Origin of the sequence: Lysobacter cavernae (assembly GCF_042648505.1) — a bacterium.
In the GTDB taxonomy this organism is placed as follows: Bacteria; Pseudomonadota; Gammaproteobacteria; order Xanthomonadales; family Xanthomonadaceae; genus Lysobacter_L; species Lysobacter_L cavernae.
In genome coordinates this window covers 549,674-572,336 of sequence record NZ_JBHRXK010000001.1, presented here as the reverse complement: position 1 = coordinate 572,336, position 22,663 = coordinate 549,674, and the positions used below count along the sequence as shown (strand labels likewise).

General features: G+C 66.6%; 11 protein-coding genes. 7 read left to right on the top strand and 4 right to left on the bottom strand.

From position 1 onward, the window contains the following. Positions 1–35: 35 nt before the first annotated feature. From ACFOLC_RS02525 to ACFOLC_RS02500, 6 genes are all read left to right on the top strand, one after another. Positions 36–2,189, top strand: coding sequence for an alpha-glucuronidase family glycosyl hydrolase (locus ACFOLC_RS02525; protein ID WP_386757947.1), 2,154 nt, complete (start codon positions 36–38; stop codon positions 2,187–2,189). Position 2,190: 1 nt separating this feature from the next. Then, complete coding sequence (locus ACFOLC_RS02520; RefSeq protein WP_386757202.1) at positions 2,191–4,185, top strand: sialate O-acetylesterase; 1,995 nt, start codon at positions 2,191–2,193, stop codon at positions 4,183–4,185. Next, entirely contained in the window at positions 4,182–5,438 is a 1,257-nt protein-coding gene (gene manD / locus ACFOLC_RS02515; protein WP_386757200.1) for a D-mannonate dehydratase ManD, read from the top strand. Before ACFOLC_RS02520 ends, manD begins: the two co-directional genes overlap by 4 nt. Positions 5,439–5,442: 4 nt before the next feature. Continuing rightward, positions 5,443–7,113, top strand: a complete 1,671-nt coding sequence (locus tag ACFOLC_RS02510; protein WP_386757198.1) for a glycoside hydrolase family 43 protein — start codon at positions 5,443–5,445, stop codon at positions 7,111–7,113. 205 nt (positions 7,114–7,318) lie between these two features. Continuing rightward, the gene (locus tag ACFOLC_RS02505; RefSeq protein WP_386757945.1) at positions 7,319–9,976 is read left to right on the top strand and encodes a glycoside hydrolase family 3 protein; all 2,658 of its coding nucleotides are present in this window, start codon (positions 7,319–7,321) and stop codon (positions 9,974–9,976) included. 116 nt (positions 9,977–10,092) lie between these two features. Then, on the top strand, positions 10,093–11,568 hold the full coding sequence (locus ACFOLC_RS02500) for a mannitol dehydrogenase family protein (RefSeq protein ID WP_386757196.1): 1,476 nt from the start codon (positions 10,093–10,095) through the stop codon (positions 11,566–11,568). Positions 11,569–11,608: 40 nt separating this feature from the next. Here the strand turns inward: ACFOLC_RS02500 and galB are convergent, their stop codons facing one another. The 4 genes from galB to ACFOLC_RS02480 all read right to left on the bottom strand — a co-directional run bounded on the left by galB (position 11,609) and on the right by ACFOLC_RS02480 (position 19,256). Beyond that, positions 11,609–14,305 carry a beta-galactosidase GalB gene (gene galB / locus ACFOLC_RS02495; RefSeq protein WP_386757943.1) on the bottom strand — a complete coding sequence of 899 codons (2,697 nt, stop codon included), beginning with the start codon at positions 14,303–14,305 and terminating at the stop codon, positions 11,609–11,611. Positions 14,306–14,487: 182 nt separating this feature from the next. Next, the gene (gene uxaC, locus ACFOLC_RS02490) at positions 14,488–15,912 is read right to left on the bottom strand and encodes a glucuronate isomerase (RefSeq protein ID WP_386757195.1); all 1,425 of its coding nucleotides are present in this window, start codon (positions 15,910–15,912) and stop codon (positions 14,488–14,490) included. Positions 15,913–15,978: 66 nt separating this feature from the next. Continuing rightward, complete coding sequence (locus tag ACFOLC_RS02485; RefSeq protein WP_386757193.1) at positions 15,979–17,931, bottom strand: endo-1,4-beta-xylanase; 1,953 nt, start codon at positions 17,929–17,931, stop codon at positions 15,979–15,981. 20 nt (positions 17,932–17,951) lie between these two features. After that, positions 17,952–19,256, bottom strand: a complete 1,305-nt coding sequence (locus ACFOLC_RS02480; RefSeq protein WP_386757191.1) for an MFS transporter — start codon at positions 19,254–19,256, stop codon at positions 17,952–17,954. A gap of 402 nt (positions 19,257–19,658) precedes the next feature. On the opposite strand from ACFOLC_RS02480, the gene ACFOLC_RS02475 reads away from it, so the two are divergent. Beyond that, positions 19,659–22,601 (top strand): TonB-dependent receptor, encoded by a 2,943-nt coding sequence (locus ACFOLC_RS02475; protein ID WP_386757190.1) that lies wholly within the window; start codon positions 19,659–19,661, stop codon positions 22,599–22,601. Positions 22,602–22,663: the final 62 nt, after the last annotated feature.

The following is a 22,663-nucleotide window of genomic DNA, read 5'->3' as shown; positions in this document are numbered from 1 at the left end:
CGGGCCAGCATGACAGGGCATTGTGGTTGGCCCGCATGCTGGTCGCGGCGGGCTGGCTGCTGATGCTGCTGTGTGCGCTGCCGGCACGTGCCGAGGACGGCTATGAGCTGTGGCTGCGCTACCAGCCCGTCGCTGCCGCGAAGCCGGAACGCGCGAAGGATTACCGGGTGCACGCGACCGTGCTGATCGCCAGCGACCGCACGCCGACCCAGGTCGCGACCCTCACCGAACTGCAGCGCGGCCTGGAGGGCCTGCTCGGCTCGGCGCCGGCACTGGCCGATGCCGCTACTGTCGACGGCGCGCTCATCGTCGGCACGCCGTCCTCGTCGCCGCTGATCGAGCGGCTGCGCCTGAAGACCGCCGGCCTGGGCCGCGAGGGCTATCTGATCCGCAGCGTGGTCGTCGATGGCCATGCCGCGACGGTGATCGCCGCCAACGAGGACATCGGCGCGTTGTACGGCGCCTTCCACTACCTGCGGTTGCTGCAAACGCAGCAGCCGGTTGGTGCGCTCGATATCCGCGAAGCCCCACGCACGCAGCTGCGCATGCTCGACCACTGGGACAATCTCGACCGCCACGTCGAGCGCGGCTATGCCGGTCAGTCGATCTGGGACTGGCACAAGCTGCCCGACTACATCGACCCGCGCTACACCGACTATGCGCGCGCCAACGCGTCGATCGGCATCAACGCGACGGTGCTGAACAACGTCAACGCCAGCGCACAGCAGCTCACGCCGATGGTCATAGCGAAGGCGGCAGCGCTGGCGGGCGTGTTCCGTCCCTACGGCATCCGCGTTTTCCTGAGCGCGCGCTTCAGCGCGCCGGTCGAGATCGGCGGTCTCAAGACCGCAGACCCGCTCGATCCGCAGGTGCGGCAGTGGTGGAAGGCGAAAGTGGACGAAATCTACGCGGCGATCCCGGATTTCGGCGGCTTCCTGGTGAAGGCCAATTCCGAGGGCCAGCCCGGTCCACAGGACTACGGGCGCACGCATGCCGACGGCGCCAACCTGCTGGCCGATGCGGTGAAGCCGCACGGTGGCACCGTGATCTGGCGCGCGTTCGTGTACTCGCACGAGACGCCGGATGACCGCGCCAAGCAGGCCTACAGCGAGTTCGTCCCGCTGGACGGAAAGTTCCGCGACAACGTGATGGTGCAGGTGAAGAACGGTGCCATCGATTTCCAGCCGCGTGAGCCGTTCCATCCGCTGTTCGGGGCGATGCCGAAGACGCCGCTGATGATGGAGTTCCAGATCACCAAGGAATACCTGGGCTTCGCCACGCACCTGGCGTACCTGGGGCCGCTGTTCGAGGAAACACTGCGCGCCGACACGAAGGTGCAGGCCGATGGCACCACTGTCGCGGAAGTCGTCGACGGCTCGCTGCACGGCTACAAACTCACCGGCATGGCCGGCGTGGCCAATATCGGCAGCGACCGCAACTGGAGCGGCTCGCACTTCGACCAGGCCAACTGGTACGCCTTCGGCCGCCTGGCGTGGAACCCGGAGTCGTCATCGCGCGACATCGCCGAAGAGTGGGCGCGCATGACGTTCTCCAACGACGCCGGTGTCGTCCAGCCTGTCGTCAGCATGATGATGGGCTCGCGCGAGGCGGTCGTGGACTACATGACGCCGCTGGGCCTGCACCACCTGATGGGGCGCGGCCACCACTACGGCCCGGGCCCATGGGTGGAAGGCGGCCCGCGCGCGGACTGGACCGCGGTGTACTACCACCGCGCGACCCAGGACGGCATCGGCTTCGACCGCACCACGCGCGGCAGCGATGCCGTGTCGCAGTACGCCAAGCCGGTCGCAGCGCAGTTCAATGACCCGCAACGCACGCCGGAGGAGTTCCTACTGTGGTTCCACCACTTGCCGTGGGACTACACGACGACGTCGGGCCGCCCGCTGTGGGACGAGCTGGTCGTGCACTACACACAGGGTGTCGATTACGTGCGCGGCATGCGCACCACCTGGGCGGGTCTGGCCGGTCGCATCGATCCCGAGCGCCACGCGCAGGTCGCGGCCTTCCTGGCGATCCAGGAGAAGGAGGCGCAGTGGTGGCGTGACGCCAGCATCGCCTACTTCCAGACGTTCTCGCAGCGCCCGTTGCCGGCCGGCTACGCGCCGCCGGCGCACACGCTGGACTACTACGAATCGCTTGAATTTCCGTTCGCCCCGGGGAATGGCTGACATGCAACACCACCTGCTTGCGCCGCTGCTGGGCGTTGCATTGACGCTTGTCGCCTTCGTCGCGCCCGCGGCCGAAGGCGCGCGCGCCACGCTGCTGCACGCGATGTTCCAGGATCATGCCGTCCTGCAGCGCGACCAGCCGATCCGCGTGTTTGGACGCGCGCAAGCCGGCGAGGAAGTGAAGATTGCCTTCGCCGGCAAGCGCGGGCGCGCGCGAGCCGATGCCAACGGGCGCTGGAGCGCGACGCTGCCCGCGCTGAAGGCAGGCGGCCCATACACGCTCACCGCCAGCACGAGTGGCGTGGTGCAGAACGTCGGTGACGTGCTGGTCGGCGACGTATGGCTGTGCTCTGGCCAGTCGAACATGGAACTGCAGGTGTGGCGCTCGCTCGATGCACGCGCTGAAATCGCCGGCGCCGACAACGACCGCATCCGTCTGCTCACCGTGCCGCAGAGCGGCGCGGCGACGCCACAGGAAACCTTAGCCTCGCCGGTGCAGTGGACGCCGACGAACACCGAGACGGTCCGCGACTTCTCCGCCGCCTGCTATTTCTTCGCGCGCGAATTGCAGAAGACCGTCGACGTGCCGATGGGCCTGATCAATGCTGCGTGGGGCGGTTCGCGCATCCAGGCCTGGACCAGCGGCCCGGCATTGCGCGGTACCGGCCTCTACAACGACGAGCTCGATGTGCTCGCGCAGTACGCGGCCGACCCGGTGCCGGCGATAGGCCGCTGGGGCGAGATCTGGACGCGCTGGTGGAAGGCGCGTCCCGATGCGAAGCCGGGCGACGAACCGTGGAGCGCGAGTCATGTCCCCGGCAAGGACTGGCGCACCGCGCCGCGCGACCTGGGCGCGTGGGAAAAGTGGGGCGTGCCGGAATTGGCACGGTTTGACGGCATGCTCTGGTACCGAACGACGGTGAAGCTGACCGCGCAGCAGGCGGCGCAGGACGCGGTGCTCGCACTCGCGCCCGCGGATGAAATGGACATGGCCTGGGTCAACGGTGTTGCCGTCGGCAGCACGTACGGCGCCGGCAACGGCCGCGAGTACGCGCTGCCGCGCGGGTTGCTCAAGGTCGGTGAGAATTCGGTGGTCGTCAACGTGCTCGACACCTACCGCGACGGTGGCCTGGCCGGTCCCGCGTCGGCGCACGCGCTGCGCTTCAAGGACGGCAGCCGCGTGCCGTTGTCCAACCCGTGGAAGTACCGCGCCGAGCCCGGCACCGACTCGCCGCCGCGCGCACCGTGGCAGACGGCGGCGGGCCTGTCGACGCTCTACAACGGCATGATCGCGCCGCTGGGCCGCTACAACCTGCGTGGCATGCTCTGGTACCAGGGCGAGTCCAACACCTCCGAAGCCGCGCGGTACGGCGAGCTGCTGCGCGTGTTCCGCGACGACTGGCGCTCGCGTTTCGGTCATGGCACGCCGCTGCTGCTCGTGCAACTCGCCGGCTACGGCATGCCCAGGTCGAAGCCGGACGAAAGCGGATGGGCCGCGTTGCGCGAAGCGCAGCGCAATGTCGCCAACGGCGATGCGGACACCGGCCTGGTCGTGACCATCGACATCGGCGACCACTACGACATCCACCCACCCAACAAGCAGGAAGTCGGCCGCCGCCTCGCGCGCGCGGCGCGCCATGTTGTCTACGGCGAGGCGTTGCCGCCGTCCGGTCCGGTGCCGCAATCGGTGCGCCGCACCGACGATGCAGTCGTGCTGGGCTTCACCGGCAACAGCGGCGACCTGGTCGCGCGCGGTGCCGACGGCGCCATCGGCTTCGAACTCTGCCGCGCGCAGCCCGGCAGCTGCCGCTACGCCGACGCCAAGGCGTGGGGCAACACCGTCACCCTGCGCGCAGCCAACGCACACGAGGCCACGCGCGTGCGCTACTGCTGGGCCGACGGCCCGGTGTGCACGCTGTTCGATGGCGCGAACCTGCCTGCCGGCCCTTTCGAAATCCCCCTTCCCCAGGCTTCCGCAGACGACCACGCACGATGAGCACACCTGACACTTCCGAACACCGCCACGGCTCCGCGCACGATCGCGAGATCGTCGAGGCGAAGGTCATCGTGACCAGCCCGGGTCGCAACTTCGTCACGCTGAAGATCACCACGCGCTCGGGCGTGACCGGCCTGGGCGATGCCACGCTCAACGGCCGCGAACTGGCGGTCGCGTCGTACCTGCAGGACCACCTCGTGCCGAACCTGATCGGCCGCGACGCCGGCCGCATCGAGGACATCTTTCAGTTTTTCTACCGCGGCGCGTACTGGCGCCGCGGCCCGGTGACGATGACGGCGATCGCCGCCGTCGACGTCGCGCTGTGGGACATCCTCGGCAAGATGGCTGGCCTGCCGCTGTACCAACTGCTGGGCGGACGCTCGCGCGAGGGCGCACTGGTCTATGCACACGCCAACGGCCGCGACATCGAAGAGGCCAGCGACGAGGTCGGCAAGTACATCGAAAAGGGTTTCCTGGCCGTGCGCGCGCAATGTGGCGTGCCCGGCGTGAAGAAGGCTTACGGCATCTCCAGCGGCGGCAAGCCGTACGAACCAGCCGAAAGCGAGTTGCCTGCCGAGACGGTGTGGTCGACGCCGCGCTATCTGGAGGTGGTGCCGAAGTTGTTCGAGCGCATCCGCGCCCACCACGGCAATGGTGTCGAACTGTTGCACGACGTGCACCACAGACTCACGCCCATCGAGGCCGCGCGACTGGCGCGTGATCTCGAACCGTACCGCTTGTTCTGGCTGGAAGACGCCACGCCGGCCGAAAACCAGAAATCGTTCGAGCTGATCCGCAAGCACTCGGTGACGCCGCTCGCGGTGGGCGAGGTGTTCAACTCGATCTGGGACTGCAAGCACCTGATCGAGAACCAACTGATCGATTACATCCGCACCACCATCGTGCATGGTGGCGGCATCACCCATATCCGCCGCCTGGCCGACTTCGCCGGCCTGCACCAGGTTCGCACCGGTTTCCACGGTGCCACGGATCTGTCACCCGTGTGCATGGGTGCGGCGCTGCACTTCGATACCTGGGTGCCCAACTTCGGCATCCAGGAATACATGTTCCACTCCGGCGAGGCCAACGAAGTCTTCCCGCACGACTACGCCTTCCGTGACGGCCGCCTGCACGTCGGTGACACGCCTGGTCATGGCGTGACCATCGACGAGAAGCTTGCCGCGCGCTATCCGTACGCTCCCAAGCAGCTGCCGATCGCGCGCCTGGAAGACGGCGCGATGTGGGACTGGTAAAGACATGAAGGGCGTGCGTCGCATCCTCGTGACCCTGGCCATGGCCGCGCTGTCGGCCACGGCGCACGCCGCCCGCCCGGTGCTATTCGACTGGTTCCAGTACCGTGGCCACGATGCGCCGTTCGATGCACCGCTGAAGCCGAACCAATACCGAAATCCCATCCTGGCCGGGTTCTATCCCGATCCCAGCATCGTGCGCGCAGGTGATCGTTACTACCTGGTCAACTCGACATTTGCCTACTTTCCGGGCATTCCGGTGTTCGAGAGTCGCGACCTGGTGCACTGGACGCAGATCGGTCATGTGATCGACCGGCCGTCGCAGCTCGATTTCGACGGCCTGGGCATGTCGCGCGGGGTGTTCGCGCCGGCCATCGAGTTCCACGACGGCACGTTCTACGTGGTCAACACTTCGGTCGATGCCGGCGGCAACTTTATCGCGACCGCAAAGAACCCGGCCGGGCCGTGGTCGGACCCGGTCTGGCTGAAAGACATCGATGGCATCGACCCCTCGCTGTTCTTCGACGACGGAAAGCTCTACCTCATCAACAACGACGCGCCACCGGGGACGCCGCTGTACGACGGCCATCGCGCCATCTGGATGCAGGAACTCGACCTTGCCACGCTCAAGCCAATCGGCCCGCGCAAGGTGTTGCTCAATGGCGGAATGGACCTGTCGCAGCAGCCGATTTGGATCGAGGGCCCGCACCTCTACAAGCGCGACGGCTGGTACTACCTGGTCTGCGCCGAAGGCGGCACCGGCCCGCAGCATTCGCAGGTGGTGGCTCGTAGTCGTTCGGTGTGGGGGCCATATGCGCCGTACGAACACAACCCGATACTCACTCAGCGCGATCTTGCCGATGACCGCGCCAACGCGATCACTAATGCCGGTCACGCCGATCTGGTCGAAGCGACGGACGGCAGCTGGTGGGCGGTGTTCCTCGCCAGTCGCGTGTACGACCGCATGCACTACAACACTGGTCGCGAAACCTTCCTGCTGCCAGTGACCTGGAAGGACGGATGGCCGACGATCCTCGACCATGACGCGCGCATTCCGCAGGTTGCCGACGCGCCTTCGTTCCTTCAGCGTGACGCCGACCAGGCGCCACTGAGCGGCAACTTCACCTGGCGCGACGAGTTCGACCAGCCCGCGCTCGATGCGACCTGGATGTACGTGCGCGTGCCGAAGCAGGACTGGGCGGATCTGTCGTCGTCGCCGGGAAATCTGGCGATACATCCACAGCGTGAAGGGCTTGACACGCTGCGCAACCCCTCATTTCTGGCGCGGCGACAGCAGCATCTTGCGTTCGAGGCGAGCACTGCACTCGACGTTCCTGCCGACGCCGGCACCGAGGCCGGGCTGGCCGCGTTCCAGAACGAGAAACACTGGCTCGCCTTTGTCGCCAGTCGTGAAGGAAGGCGCGTGACGCTGACGCTGCGCATGCAGCGCGGCGACGAAACGCGCACGTTGGCGACGGCGTCGTTGCCACGCGGCACGACGCACATGAAGCTGAAGATCGAAGGCGACGCCGGCCGCTACGCGTTCGCCTATGACGCGGGCTCCGGTTGGACCTGGTTGAAGCAAGGCGTGGACGGCACGGTGCTCAGCACCGATGTCGCGGGCGGTTTCATCGGCGCGACGGTGGGGCCGTACGCGCGGACCAACACGACGGAATAAGGAGATTGAAATGCGTGGCGTGAACGGACGGAAGTATTCGGCGGGACGCGTTCTTTCTTTCTCGTCATCCCCGCGAAGGCGGGGATCCATGGACGTTGCCGGAAGCGCGTCCAATGCCGAAGGCGAACGCAGGTCCATGGATTCCCGCCTTCGCGGGGATGGTGGCAAGATCGGATACAGCGCACTTGCGCTGCGCTCGCTCGCAATGGCCTGCATGCTGCTTGTTTGCGCGCAGGCACTGTGTGCGCCGCCGGGTAATGCCGTTGATGACGAAGCGGCTCCAGCGTACCTCGACACCAGTCGCAGCTTCGATCAGCGCGCCGCCGACCTGGTGTCGCGCATGACGCTGGAGGAAAAGGCAGCGCAGATGGCGAACGGCGCCCCGGCCATACCGCGCCTGGGCGTGCCCGCGTACGACTGGTGGAACGAGGCGCTGCACGGTGTCGCTCGGGCCGGCGGCGCAACGGTGTTCCCGCAGGCCATCGGCATGGCGGCGACGTTCGACACGCCATTGATGGCGCAGATCGCCGAGGTCATCGGCGACGAAGCACGTGCCAAGCACCACGAGTTCGCGCGCCACGACAAGCGCGGCCGCTACCAGGGACTCACGTTCTGGTCGCCGAACATCAACATCTTCCGCGACCCGCGCTGGGGCCGTGGGCAGGAAACCTACGGCGAGGACCCGTACCTCACCGCGCGCATGGGTGTGACCTTCGTCAATGGCCTACAAGGCGACGATCCCAAGTACCGCAAGCTCGACGCCACCGCCAAGCACTTCGCCGTGCACAGTGGGCCGGAAGCCGACCGACACACCTTCGACGCGCGCCCCAGCGAGCGTGACCTGCGCGAGACCTATTTGCCGGCGTTCGAGACGCTGGTGAAGGAAGGCGATGTGGCTGCGGTGATGGGCGCCTACAACCGTGTCTACGGCGAGTCGGCCAGTGCCAGCCAGTTCCTGCTGCGCGACGTGCTACGCGACGAGTGGGGCTTCAAGGGCTATGTCGTGTCCGATTGCTGGGCCATCGTCGACATCTGGAAGCACCACAAGATCGTCGCCACGCCCGAGGAAGCCGCCGCGCTCGCGGTGAAGAACGGCACCCAGCTCGATTGCGGCGATACCTACGCGCCCTCGCTGCCCGTTGCCGTTCACAAGGGGCTGATCTCCGAGGCTGAGGTCGACGCCGCGGTGACCCAATTGTTCGCCGCGCGCATGCGGCTGGGCATGTTCGATCCGCCTTCCAGTGTTCGCTGGGCGCGCATTCCGTACTCGGTCAACCAGGCGCCAGCGCACGACGCGCTGGCACGCAAGGTCGCGCAGGAGTCGATCGTGCTGCTGAAGAACGACGGCATCCTGCCGCTGTCGCATGAGGTCAAGCGCATCGCCGTAGTCGGCCCGACCGCCGACGACACCATGGCGCTGCTGGGCAACTACTACGGTACGCCGGCTGCGCCGGTGACCGTCCTGCAAGGCATTCGCGAGGCCGCGCCGAACGCGCACATCGTGCATGCGCGCGGCGTCGATCTGGTCGAAGGCCGCGACGATCCGGCGGCGATGCCGTTGATCGAGCCGCAATACTTGCGGCCCGCCGCCGGCTCCACCGAGCGCGGCCTGCGCGGCGAGTACTTCCGCACGCGGGACCTGTCGGGCACGCCGGCGCTGGAACGCGTGGATGCGCAGATCGGTTTCCGCTGGGACCGCGGCTCACCCACCGACAACCTGATGGCGCGCGGCGAGGCGCACGGTGGCCAGGCCGTGCCGGCGGACGACTTCAGCATCCGCTGGAGCGGGCAGCTGCTGCCGCCGGTGTCGGGTACTTACCAGTTGGAAGCCGCCGCCAACGACGGTGTCCGCCTTTACCTGGACGGAAAACTGCTGCTCGACCGTTGGAAGGACCGCGACCGCCTGCAGGCCGGGCACGCCAGCGTGCAACTGCAGGGCGGCCGCGCCTATGAGATCCGTTTGGAGTACTACGAACACGAACGAGATGCCGGCATCCGCCTGGCCTGGCGCATGCCGGGCGCGAAGCCGCCGTTTGAGGAAGCGCTGCAGGTGGCGCGCGAATCGGACGTGGTGATCTTCGTCGGCGGACTGACAGGTGACGTCGAAGGCGAGGAGATGACGGTCAACTATCCGGGCTTCGCTGGCGGCGACCGCACCGACACGCGCTTGCCGGAAACACAGCGCAAGCTGCTGCAAGCGCTGCACGCCACCGGCAAGCCGGTAGTGATGGTGCTGACCACGGGCTCCGCGCTGGCGGTGGACTGGGCGAAGCAGAGCCTGCCAGCGATCCTGGTGGCGTGGTACCCCGGCCAGCGCGGTGGCAACGCGGTCGCCGACGTTCTGTTCGGCGACGCCAACCCCGCCGGCCGCTTGCCGGTGACGTTCTACAAGGCTGACGAAAAGCTGCCCGCGTTCGACGACTACGCCATGCGTGGACGCACCTACCGCTACTTCGATGGCGAACCGCTGTACGCATTCGGCCACGGCCTGTCCTACACCCGCTTCGCTTACGGCGACCTGCACCTGGACCGCAAGCGCGCGACCCCCTCGCAGCCGGTCAAGGTGTCGCTGCAGGTGAAGAACACCGGCGCGCGCGCGGGAGATGAGGTGGTGCAGCTGTACCTCAAGCCCACCGAGCCGAAGCGAGAACGCGCGCGCAAGGAACTGCGCGGATTCCAACGCGTCCACCTGCAGCCTGGCGAATCGCGCGAGGTCACCTTCACCATCACGCCAGACCGAGACCTGCGCACCTGGGACGAGCAGCGCGATGCGTACTCGGTCGATCCAGGGGCATACGAAGTGCAGGTGGGTGCGTCGAGTGCGGACGTGCGCAGCACGAAGGCGTTGACGGTGACGAAGTAAGTGGTGCGGAACGCAGGCGAGCACCATCCTGCAGGTTTACGTTATCCCCGCGAAAGCGGGAATGACGGACAGGCGCGCTGCGTGTCGCGATCCGAATGCAATCCAAAGAGCCTGGCATGACCCATCACCACTCGACACGCCTCACCCCCGCCACGCTGGCGACGCTGCCTGCCACGGTCGTCCGCCCCGCTTACGACCTCGGCGCCACCCGCATCGGCATCGTCCACATTGGTGTGGGCGCGTTCCATCGTGCGCACCAGGCGGCCTACGTCGACGACCTGCTCGTCGATGATCCGCAGTGGGCCATCAGCGGCGTGTCGTTGCGCAATCCCGACGTGCGCGATGCGCTACAGCCGCAGGACGGTCTGTACACGTTGGCGCTGCTCGGCGAGCGACCGCAGCTGCGCGTGATCGGCGCGATCCGCGAATTGCTGTGCGCGCGCGAGCAGCGCGCTGCGGTGCTGGTGCGCCTGGCCAATCCGGAGGTGCGGCTGGTCACGTTGACCATCACCGAGAAAGGCTATTGCTTGTCCGGCGACGATCTCGACCTGGCGCATCCGGAAATCGTGCGCGACCTGGCATCGCCCGAAGCACCCGCCGGTGCGATCGGCTACCTGGTCGCCGGCCTGCTTCGGCGCTGGCGGATGGGGGTTGCGCCGTACACGGTGCTCAGCTGCGACAACCTGCCCGACAACGGCCGACGCCTGCGTCGCGTGGTGCTGCAGTACGCCGAGCACGTCGATGCACGGTTGGCACGCTGGATCGAAGCGGAGGTCGCATTTCCGCGCTCGATGGTCGACAGCATCACACCGGCCACTGACGACGCGCTGCGTGACAGCGTCGCGCAGGCGCTGTCCTGCATGGACGCCTGGCCGGTGCAGCGCGAAACCTATGCGCAATGGGTGGTGGAAGACCTGTTCTGCAACGGTCGCCCCGCCTTCGAGCGGGTCGGCGTGACCATGAGCGACGACATCGCCGGCTATGACCGCGCCAAGCTGCAGCTGCTCAACGCGCCCCATTCGGCGCTGGCCTACCTGGGCTCGCTGCTGCAGATCGAGACGGTGGCCGAGGCGATGACCGAACCAGTGCTTGCCGGTTTTGTCGAGCGGTTGATGCGCGAGGCCATCGCACCCAACGTCGCTGCGCCGCGCGGTTTCGATGCGCAGCGCTACATCGATGCCATCCTCGCGCGGTTCCAGAACCCGGCGGTGCGCCACCGTTTGTCGCAGATCGCGTGGGACGGATCGCAGAAGCTGCCAGTGCGTCTGCTCGGCACCATCGGCGACGCGCTCGCCGCGGGGCGCCCGATCGGGTGGCTGTGCCTGCCGGTCGCGGGCTGGATACAGTTCGTGCGGCGCCAGGCCGGCGAGGGCGTGGCCCTGGTCGATCCGCTCGATCAAGTGCTGTCGCAGGTCGGACGCGCCTGCACCGGCGACGCTATGGGCGATGTCGATGCCTTCCTCGGCGTCGATGCGGTGTTTGGTGATCTGACGAAGCAGGCGCGCTTCGTCGATGCATTGCGCCACGCCTATGCCGAACTCGGCGATGGATCGCCGGCGGCGGTATCGCAGGCACTGGCTTCCGCAGCCTGATCGATCCAGCGGATGTGGCCAACGCCGCATCCGCCACGGTTCACGGATGGGCGACGGACCGCAGCTCGATCGACGCCGGCTGCAACGATCCGGACTCGGCGCGCAGCGTGATCGTGCCGTTGCGGTCCGGCAGGCCGCGCACGATCACCAGGCACAGGCCGTTGAACGCGTTGCGCTCGCGCGATACGAACGAGGTCATGTCGGTCGGATCGCCGTTGTCGGACGCAACGATCTCGCCCGGTCCTTCCACGCTGAAGCGCAGGTGCGCACTCGAGGTCGGCATCGGTCGGCCGTTGCGGTCGAGCACGCGAACCGTCACGAACGACAGGTCACGGCCGTCGCTGGCGATCTCACGCCGGTCCGCCACCGCCTGTAGCTGCGATGCGGCACCGGCGGTGTGCGTGGTCGACGCGGCCCAGGGTTTGCCGTCCCGGTACGCCTGCACGCGCAGTTCGCCGGGCACGTAGACCACGTCGTCCCAGCGCAGGCGGTATTCGAACGGCGCCTTCTTCCTGCGGCCCTGTGAAACACCGTTGACGAACAGTTCCGCTTCATCGCCCGAAGTGAACACGTGCACCGGTGTTGCCTGTCCCTCGCGGCCCGGCCACGTCCAGTGCGGCAGCAGATGCGCCATTGGCAGGTCGGGGCGCCAGCGTGCCTGGTAGAGGTAGTAGCGGTCCTTCGGAAAGCCGGCGAGGTCGACGATGCCCGAGTACGAGCTGCGCGAGTCGTAGTAGGGCGTGGGCTCCCCCAGGTAATCGAAACCAGTCCACACGAACTCGCCGGCGACGAACGGATGCCGGTCCAGACTGGCGAACACCTTGTCCGCGCTGGAGCCGAAGTCCACTGCGTGCAATTCGTACGCGCTGACCTGACGGGTCGTAGTATCGCCGCCACGGCCGTCGCGCACCGGCGCGCTGGTCTCCTTGGTCACTGGAAACAGGTAAGCGCCGCGGCTGCTCAATGCCGAGGAAGTCTCGGTGCTGACGATGGCCTTGTCGGGGAACGCGACATGGAAGGCGTCGTACTGCGGCTTGGTGCGGATGCGGTCGGTGCCTTCGAACTCGGGCGTATCGCGGATGCCTTCGCCCTGGTAGTTCAATCCGATCACATCCAGTGTGCTGGGTAACGGCATGTCGGGCTTGGCCCAGTTCATCGCGTTGATGGTCGGGCGCGTGGGATCTTCCTCGTGGACGATCGCATTCAACCGTCTCGCGATCGCCGCGCCTTCCTCGCCGGTGTACTGCTCGCCGACCTCGTTGCCAACACTCCACAGCACGATGGACGGATGGTTGCGGTCGCGGCGCAACATCGCGCGCAGGTCGGACTCGTGCCAGTCGGGGAAGATCAAGTGGAAATCGAGCGGTGTCTTCTTGCGCTCCCACGAGTCGAAGACTTCATCAACGACGAGTAGTCCCATGCGGTCAGTGAGTTCCAGAAGCTCCGGCGCCGGTGGGTTGTGCGCCATGCGCACCGCATTGGCTCCCATCTCGCGCAGGATCTGCAGTTGCCGCTCTGCCGCGCGCTCGTTGAACGCCGCGCCCAGTGCGCCAAGGTCATGGTGATTGTTGACACCGCGGATGACGGTGCGTTCGCCGTTGACGAGCAGGCCTTCGTTGGCATCGAAGCGGATCGAGCGGATGCCGAACGGCGTTTCGACTTGATCGACGACGCGGCCTTCGCGCGTGACCGTGGTGATGGCGACATAGCGATGAGGTTGCTGCGTCGGTAGCGGGCCCCACAGGCGAGGGTGGGCTAGGGTGGTGGAGGCGGACAGCTTGGCGCTCGACTTCGCGGTGACCTGCGTATGGCCGCCGTCGATGTGCGCCACGACACGGCCGGTCCTGGCGCCGTTGGCATCGAGTGGATAGACGTCGGTGACGACGGCCACGTTGGCTTCACTTCCGGAATCGTTGTCGATCGAAACGTCCAGTGCGATGGTCGCGCGTTCCTTCGACACCTGCGGTGTCGTCACCCGTGTGCCCCAATGCGCGACATGCACGGGATCGGTTTTTACCAGCCAGACGTTGCGATAGAGGCCTGCGCCGGGGTACCAGCGGGCAGACTCTGGCGGGTTGTCGAGGCGGACCGCCAATTGGTTCTCGCCGCCAGGCACCGCATACGGGGTGAGATCCACGCGCCAGCCGTTGTAGCCGTACGGCCAGCCGCCGACGAGCTTGCCGTTGAGCCATACGGTCGCATAGGACATCGCGCCGTCGACATCGAGAAAGATCGAGCGTCCGCGATCGCTTGCGGGGATGTCGAGCGTGCGCCGGTACCACACGGGCCCCCATGTCTGCAGCCGCCCCATGCCGCCGTAGGGGCCGTCTTTGAGGAACGGCCCGGTGATGGCCCAGTCGTGCGGCAGCGTCACGTGCTGCCAGGTCGCGTCATCGAAGTCCGCCTGCACGAACGTCACGTCGCTGCCGGGATGACCGGCGGGGCGCGCGTGATGTTTTGCGGGATCGCGGATCAGCGGATTGGCGGTGGGAAGAATCCACAGCTTGAGCACGGGCGCGGAACGCGATGCAAGCTTCGCTGCTTCCTCGGGACGCGCATCGGCGGCCTTGCCGTCCTCGCTGCGGGCGACTTCCGGCCGCACGTCATAGTCGAACTCGTGCGTGATGCCTTGCGGATCGCCCTTGTGGAAGCGCCAGTCGGTATCGATGAGGATGCGTTCGCGTGGCGCAGGTCCACCCGTCGCGGCGACCGGATGCGACGCCATCACCAGACACATGGCCATGGCTGCCAACGCAAGCGTGCTGCGCCCACTTTCCCGCCTGCAGCAGAGGGGTGTCGCGAGGGGAAGCACGCCGATGGTGTGGGCGAATCGCTTCCACCCCATCGCTATCTCGCGAGCGGGGGAGGGAGGAATATCCGTGCTCATTGCGCTGGATTGCGACGTGCTGTCCGATGCAATCACAACCGATATGCCCGCTTCGGCAACCGGTACGTCAGGTCCACCGCCACCTCCGCTGCTTCGTCCTCGTCCATCCGGTGTTCGGCCACCAGCTTCGCCAGGAAGGCACAGTCGATGCGTCGCGCCACGTCGTGCCGCGCCGGAATTGACAGAAACGCCCGCGTGTCATCGTTGAAGCCGACGGTGTTGTAGAAGCCGCCGCTGGCGAGCGTCTGCTCGCGGAAGCGCCACATGCCTTCCGGCGCGTCGTGGAACCACCATGCCGGGCCGAGGAACAGCGACGGGTAGTGGCCAGCCAGCGGCGCCAGTTCGCGCGAGTAGGTGCTCTCGTCAAGAGTGAATACGATGATGGTCAGGCGCGGGTCGTTGCCGAAGCGGTCGAGCAGCGGCTTGAGCGCATGCACGTACTCGGTCCGCAACGGAATGTCGGCGCCCTTGTCGCGACCGTAGCGTTCGAACAACCCGGCATTGTGGTTGCGGAAGCAGCCCGGGTGGATCTGCATCACCAGCCCGTCGTCCAGGCTCATCGCGGCCATCTCGGTGAGGACCTGCGCGCGGAACAGTTCGGCCTGCGCGGGCGTCGCGGCGCCGCGCACGACGGTGTCGAACAGCTTGCGCGCCTCGTCCGGCGGCAGGTCGGCCGTGGCGGCGGTGGGATGGCCGTGATCGGTGGAGGTCGCGCCCATGGAGGCGAAGAACGCCCGGCGCTGGCGGTGCGCGCGCAGGTAGCCATCCCAGGTGGTCACGTCTTCGCCGGTGATCTCGCCGAACCGGGCCAGCGCCGTGGGGAACTGCTCGTGCTCCGGATCGACCACCGGATCCGGGCGATAGGCGGTGATGACGCGCCCCCGCCAGCCGCTGTCGCGGATCGCGGCGTGATGTTCGAGCAGGTCGAGCGGCGACTCGGTGGTGGCGATCACCTCGATGTTGAAGCGCTCGAACAACGCGCGCGGCAGAAACTGAGGCGTCTGCAGCGCGGCGGTGATGCGGTCGTAGTACTCGTCGGCGGTGGACGCGTCCAGGCGCACGCGCAGGCCGAACACGTCATGGAAGACATGGTTGAGCCACATCGACGATGGCGTGCCGCGGAACAGGTGGAAGTTGCGCGCTAGCGTTCGCCACGCCTCACGCGGGTCCACTGTCGCACGCGAGCCGTCGGCGCGCGGGATGCCAAGCGCGTCCAGCGGCACGCCTTGGCTGTAGAGCATGCGGAACACGTAGTGGTCGGGTACCAACAGCAGTTCGGTAGCGTTGGCGAACGGCGCGTTGTCGGCGAACCAGCCCGGATCGGTGTGACCGTGCGGGCTGACGATCGGCAGGTGCGCGACCTGCGCGTACAGCCGGCGGGCGATGGCACGCTGCGTGGGATCGGGCGGGAACAGCCGGTCTTCGTGCAGGGCGAGGGGTCGGGCGTGGGCGTTCATGGCAGCGGTTTCTTCAGTGTGGAGGCGGCAGGTGCGATCGCGACGACACCGCCGCGGCGCGTCCGCTCAGGGGCGTGGCTGCTCGGGCGTGCGTGACAGGCGCACGCGCAGCAATGCGTTCACCGAGGTCAGGTACAGCGTGCGGCCGTCGTCGCCCAGCGCGCAGTTGGAAACCGCCTGGCCGGTGGCGATGCGGCCGAGCCGGCGACCGTCTGGCGCGAACACCAGCATGCCGCCGGGCGCGCTGGCGAACAGGTGGCCATCGGCGGTGACACACAGGCCATCGGGCACGCCCGGCGCCTGTGGCCCGGCCAGGTCGGAGGCATCGGCGAACACGTGGCGATCGCTGGCATTGCCTTTGGCATCGAGCGCGTAGGCCATCCACACCGGGTTGCCCGCGTCGCTGTTGGACACGTACAGCGTGCTTTCGTCCGGCGACAGCGCGATGCCGTTGGGGAAGCTGAGACGGTCGTCGATGAGGTGCACCGTGCCATCGCGGTCAATGCGGTACACGCCGTTGAACGCCAGCTCCTTGCGCGGCGACGCGTCCAGCCCGGTCAGTCCGTACGGCGGATCGGTGAAATACACGTTGCCGTCGCCGCGCTGGGCGAGGTCATTGGGGCTGTTGAGACGCTTGCCCTGGTAACGCGATGCCAGCGTGACGCGCTTGCGGCTGGCCAGGTCCATGCGCACCACGCTGCGGTTGCCCGAATCGGCGAGCAGCAGGCCGCCGTCGCGCACTGGCAGCAAGCCGTTTGCGCCGGCTTCGCGCATCGCCGGGTCGGCCAGGCCGGTGTAGCCGGAAGGCCGCTCGAAGAGGCCCAGACCCTCGTCCTGCGACCAGCGGTACATCGTGTTGCCCGGCACGTCGGTGAACAGCAAGTACTTGCCGTCGTCGATCCACGCCGGGCCTTCCGACCAGGTGAATCCTTCCGCGAGTCGCTCGACCACCGCGTCGGCCGGCACCAGTGCATCGAGCGCGTGATCGAAACGTTCGATGCGCCCGACCACAGTATGACCATGCACTGGCGGCGCTTTCGCTTCGCCGCGCAGGTAACGCCTGAGCCACGCCATCGCCGGCCGCTCGCTGCCGTCGGCGCGCACCAGGGTGGCGTCTTCCTTCTCGCGCCACAGCCCGGGCCGGAAGCCCCACAGGGTAATGCCGCGCACCGCCGGGTGCTCCCAGAACAGCGGGAAGATGCGCTGGTAGTCCTTCAGTTGTTCCTCGTCGGTGGCGCCGTCGATGTCGAGCTCGGTCACGTAGATCGGCAAGCCGCTCGCGGCCAGCAGGTCGAGGTTGGCCTGGTGCACCGACATCGGCACGCCCGGCTTGGTCGCGAACGCATGCGCCTGCACGCCGATGCCGTCGAGCAGGTCGTCGCGGCGCAGCAGGTCGATGATTTCGCGGTAGCGTCGGGTTGCGTCGGGCTTGTTGGTGATGTTGTAGTCGTTGATCAGCAGCTTCGCGTTCGGGAAATGCGTACGGGCGAGGCGATAGGACGTGATGATCCAGTCCCAGCCGGTTTTGCCACTGCCGCCCAGCGCGTCGATGTAGTGGCCGCCGCCTTCGTCGTCCTTGGTCGGCGGATCATTGAGCGGCTCGTTCACCACCTCGACGAAATCCAGCTGCGGGTAACGCTGCGCGACGGCGGCGAACCACTCCTCGATCTCCTCGCGCTGTTCGGCGACTGGCAGCGTCTCGATCCATTCCGGCTGCTGGTTACCCCACACCATCACGTGCATCTGGAAGGGCAGGCCGTTGTCCTTGGCAAACCGGTAGGCCTCGTCGAGGCCGCGCCAGTCCATGCGGTCGCGCATCTTCTCGACCTCGCCCCACTTGCCGGCGTTCTCGGGCGTGACCTTGTTCCAGTAGCGGATGAAGTCGGTGGACTGCGACGGGCTGTAGGCGCTGCCCAGGAATTTACCGTGGCCTACGGCCAGCGCGGTGTGCGGCGTTGTGTCCTGCGCGTGCAGGTGCAACGGCAGCGTTGCCAGCGCCACGAGTAGAAGGTGCTTCATGAGTGGCATGGATGCAGGTTTCATACGTGCTTCGCTTCGTCCAGTTGCGCGGGTGCCAGATGCGGTGCGAGGAGATGCACGACCACCAGCGCGACCAGGTACGCAGAGCCGGCCACCAGGAACACCGGGACGTAGCTGCCGGTGGTTTCGAGCAGGAAGCCGGTGAAGGTGGCGATCATCATGCCGCCCACCGCGCCGGCAAAGCCGCCGATGCCTACCACGGAGGCCACTGCGCGGCGTGGGAACATGTCGGAGGTGAGCGTGAACACATTCGCCGACCAGCCCTGGTGACCAGCGGTCGCCAGGCCGATCAATACGACGGCAACCCACAGGTTCTCCGCCTTCGCCGCAAAAACGATCGGTACCACCATGCAGGCGCAGATCGCCATCGCCGTCTTGCGCGCGCGGTTGACGCTCCAGCCGAGCTTGATGAAGCGCCCGGCGATCCAGCCACCCAGGATGCTACCCACATCGGCCATCACGAAGATCACGATCAGTGGCAGGCCCAGGCCGAGCAGGGTGAGGCCGTACTCGGCGTGCAGGAACTTGGGCAGCCAGAACAGGAAGAACCACCAGACCGGGTCGGTGATGAACTTTGCCGCGACGAAAGCCCAAGCCTGGCGATGGCGCAGGATGCGCGACCACGGTACGCGCACTGACGGTTCGGGCGGGTCACTGCGGATGTAGGCCAGTTCGGCCGACGACAGCTTGGGCTGGTCCTCCGGCGCGTGGTAGATCCACAGCCACGCGACCAGCCACAGCGCGCTGAGCGCACCCGTGACCAGGAAGGCCGCCTGCCAGCCGAACGCCGTGGCGACTATGGGCACCATCAGCGGCGCGACGATTGCGCCGATGTTGGAGCCGGAATTGAAGATGCCGGTGGCGAACGCGCGCTCATTGCGCGGGAACCATTCGGCCACGGTCTTGATTGCCGCCGGGAAGTTGCCGGCCTCGCCCAGGCCCAGCATGAAGCGCGCGGCGGCAAAGCCCACGACGGTCGTCGCCAGCGAATGGCTCATCGCTGCCAGGCTCCAGACGCTGATGGCGATGGCGTAGCCGATGCGCGTACCCAGTCGGTCGATGATTGCGCCGGAGCACAGCAGGCCGATGGCGTAGGCGGCCTGGAATGCGGTGACGATGTAGCCGTATTCGATTTCGTTCCAGCCGATCTCCGTCTGCAGGAATGGCGCGAGCACGCCGAGTACCTGGCGGTCGATGTAGTTGATGGTGGTGGCCGCCAGCAACATCGCGCAGATGCGCCAGCGGTACAGGCCGACCCGAGCGACCGGGGTGGACGTGACCGCGACCGGAGCACCGTCGTTCATGCCCGTTCCGTATGCATGGCGTGGCACGCATCGATGGCGGTGCAGGGCTTTCGCGTGACGCAATGGTGCGCGGTGGTTTGCATCGCTGTATCCCTCGCGAGCTTGGTCGGATCGATTGAATGGTAGCGCTATCATTACCACGCACGCATAAGCGCCGACCACAGGCAAAAAATTCAACGCGTACTGCGTCACAAACCGCGTGGTGTCTATGCTGCAGCGCAGCGAGATCATGTTGCCCTGCAGCATGCATGCTGCAAATGGTAGCGCTACCATCGAGACCAAGGGCGCGCCGAGGCATGGCGGGTCACGAGGGTTCCTTCGGAATCAATTCAAAAAAATAAGCCGGTGATGATGCGACCACGTCGCACGCCACCCGATCACCAGAAACGGGAGGGGAGTACGGTGGAAATGCTGATTGCAAGAACGGTGTTGTCGCGTTCCTTGAGTGTCGCCCTGCTTGGCCTGGCCAGCGGCGCGGTGTTCGCCCAGGCGCAGCCGCAGCAGCCAACATCCTCGGCGCAGGAGCAGACGTCGTCCCAGGCGTCGCAGCCTCCAGCCGCCGAGCCGGCTGCGGCGCCGGCGGAGCGGACGGAATCCGAACAGATCAAGGAACTCGATCGCGTGGTCGCCACCGGCTTCCGCCAGAGCCTGGAGTACTCGACCCAGGCCAAGCGCGAGTCCACGGGCTTCACCGATTCGATCTTCGCCGAGGACATGGGCAAGTTCCCGGACGTCAACATCGCCGAATCGCTGGCACGCATCCCGGGCATCCAGCTCAACCGCGACGTCAACGGCGAAGGTCTCAACGTCGCCATCCGCGGCCTGCCCAACAGCTTCACCAAGACGACCATCAACGGCGCGTCGGTCGCCACGGCCTCCATCGGCCTGGATTCGACCAACCAGAACCGCGAAGTCGACCTGAACCTGTTCCCGACCGAGTTCTTCAGCCAGATCAAGGTCAGCAAGTCGCCGACGGCGGCGCTGACCGAAGGCGGCGCGGCGGGCGTGATCGACATGCGCAACGTGCGCCCGTTCGATCGCCCGGAATCGCAGCTGACCTACATCCTGCAGGCCGACTACAACGACATCGCCGAGAAAGCCAGCCCGCGCGGCACGGTGATCGGCAGCTGGCTCAACGAAGACAAGACCTTCGGCGTGCTGGCCGGCGTGACGTCCGCGCGCGGCAAGCTCGGCGTGGAAGGCTACGAGACGGTGGGCTGGACCAATCCGAACCTGACCAACTCGCAGTGCGTCGGTGGCGACCCGAACACGGCTCCGGGCAACCAGTTCCCGGCCATGGGCCAGCCCTGCAACACGACCGGCGGCAACGGCTGGCGCATTCCGTCCAGCATCGCGAGCCGTCCGGGCGAGGTCATCGACGCGCAATGGCTGCGTGACCACAACCCCGGCCTGACCACGGCGCAGATCGGCGAAGCGCTGATCCCGCGCCTTGGCCGCCCGGTGCACATGTCCGGCGACCGCGACCGCGATTCGTTCCTCGGCTCCATGCAGTGGCGCCCGAACGAGAACGTCGACATGTACATGGACGTCCTGTACACGAAGGCCGAGCGCAGCAACGACCGCATCGACATGAACCTGATCGGCCGCAACGGCGCGATGGTTCCGACGAACATGCAGCTGGACGCGAACAACGTCGTCACCAGCGCGACGTTCGAGAACGCACAGTACTTCCTCGAAGCGCGTCCGTACCACGAGGAAGTGCAGTACTGGCAGGTCACGCCGGGCGGCACGTTCTACTTCGCCGACGACGTCAAGCTGGACGTGCAGGGCAGCATGAGCCGCAGCTGGATGCGCCGCGACTCGCCGACCATCCTGTTCAACTCGCCGCTCACCACGATCCAGTACACCAACAACGGCGATATCCCCAGCTGGACCACTGACCTCGATCTGAACGACCCAAACATCGGCTGGACCTGGACCGGCGGCCGCGTGTGGGCGCAGAACGAAAAGCGCGTGACCGAGACCAGCGGCCTCAACGCCAGCCTGCAGCTGGGCGACGACCGCAACAACGTCACCTTCGGCCTCGCGTGGGACGAGAACTACCGCACCATCGTCGGCTTCGGCGATACCGGCACCAACTGGCAGCCATACGCACTGTCGCAGGTGCCGACCTCTGAACTGCCGAACTACATCACGCCGGGCCCGTTCGGTTTCGTGACGGTGGACTTCAACCGCTTCATGGCCGACACCAACTACGCCTTCTATCGTGATAACGCGGGCGAGTCGTCCGGTGCCAACACCGGCGCGCCGACCGGCGGCTTCGACGAGGCGAACACCGCCGCCTTCATGATGGTCAACGGCGAGTCGGAGATCTGGAACCGCACCATGCGCTTCAACATGGGCGTGCGTTACGCGCAGACCGACCAGCAGATCAAGGGCCCGGTGACCATCAACGGCGTGCGCAACTACCAGACGCTGAGCGGCGACTACGCCGAATGGCTGCCGTCGTTCAGCGCGGCGTGGGACGTGGCCGATAACATCGTGCTGCGCACCTCGGCCTCGCGCACGATGACGCGCCCGAACCCGAGCTCGATGCTGCCGGCCACCACCTTCACCGACATTTCGGCGCAGATTGCGAACCAGGGCAACCCGGACCTGACCCCGTACATCTCCACCAACTTCGACATCGGTGGCGAGTGGTACACGGGCGGCGAAGGCTTCGTCGGCGTGACACTGTTCAACAAGCGCATCGAGGGCTACACCTACCAGGGCGTGACCACCCGGCCGTTCACCAGCCTGGGCATTCCGTTCGAATCGCTGACCGTCGACCAGCAGCGGGCCATCAACAATCGCGGTGGCGCGGACGTGGCGACGGTGAACGTGCAGCAGCAAGTCAACGCCGATGCCGAGCTCGAGATCCGCGGCATCGAACTGATCTGGGTGCAGCCGTTGAACTTCGTGTTCGAGGGCCTAGGCTTCATGGCCAACTTCTCGAAGCTCAACATCGACACCATCGGCAAGGACGCGAACGCACTGGCCGGCAACGTCTATGGCGTCTCGCCGAAGATGTGGAACGCCACCACCTACTGGGAGAACGACATCGCCTCGGTGCGCCTGTCGTACAACTGGCAGGAAGGCGCCGTCGGCACGGGTCCGAACCAGCAGGGTATCCCGTTCGCGCAAATCTACGGCGAAGACCGCGGCCAGCTCGACCTGTCCTCCAGCTACACGCTGCATGGCATCAAGTCCGAGCCGCAGATCTTCTTCAACGTGCTCAACATCACTGGCGAGGAGCGTCGTTCCTTCTTCGCCTACGACAATGCGGTCAACGACATGTACGATCCGGGCACCACGTATACGATCGGTGTGCGCGGCACGTTCTGATCAATCGCACATCGTGATCCGACAGCTGTAACCCGTAACCTGCGGCCCGTTCCGGTGCATCG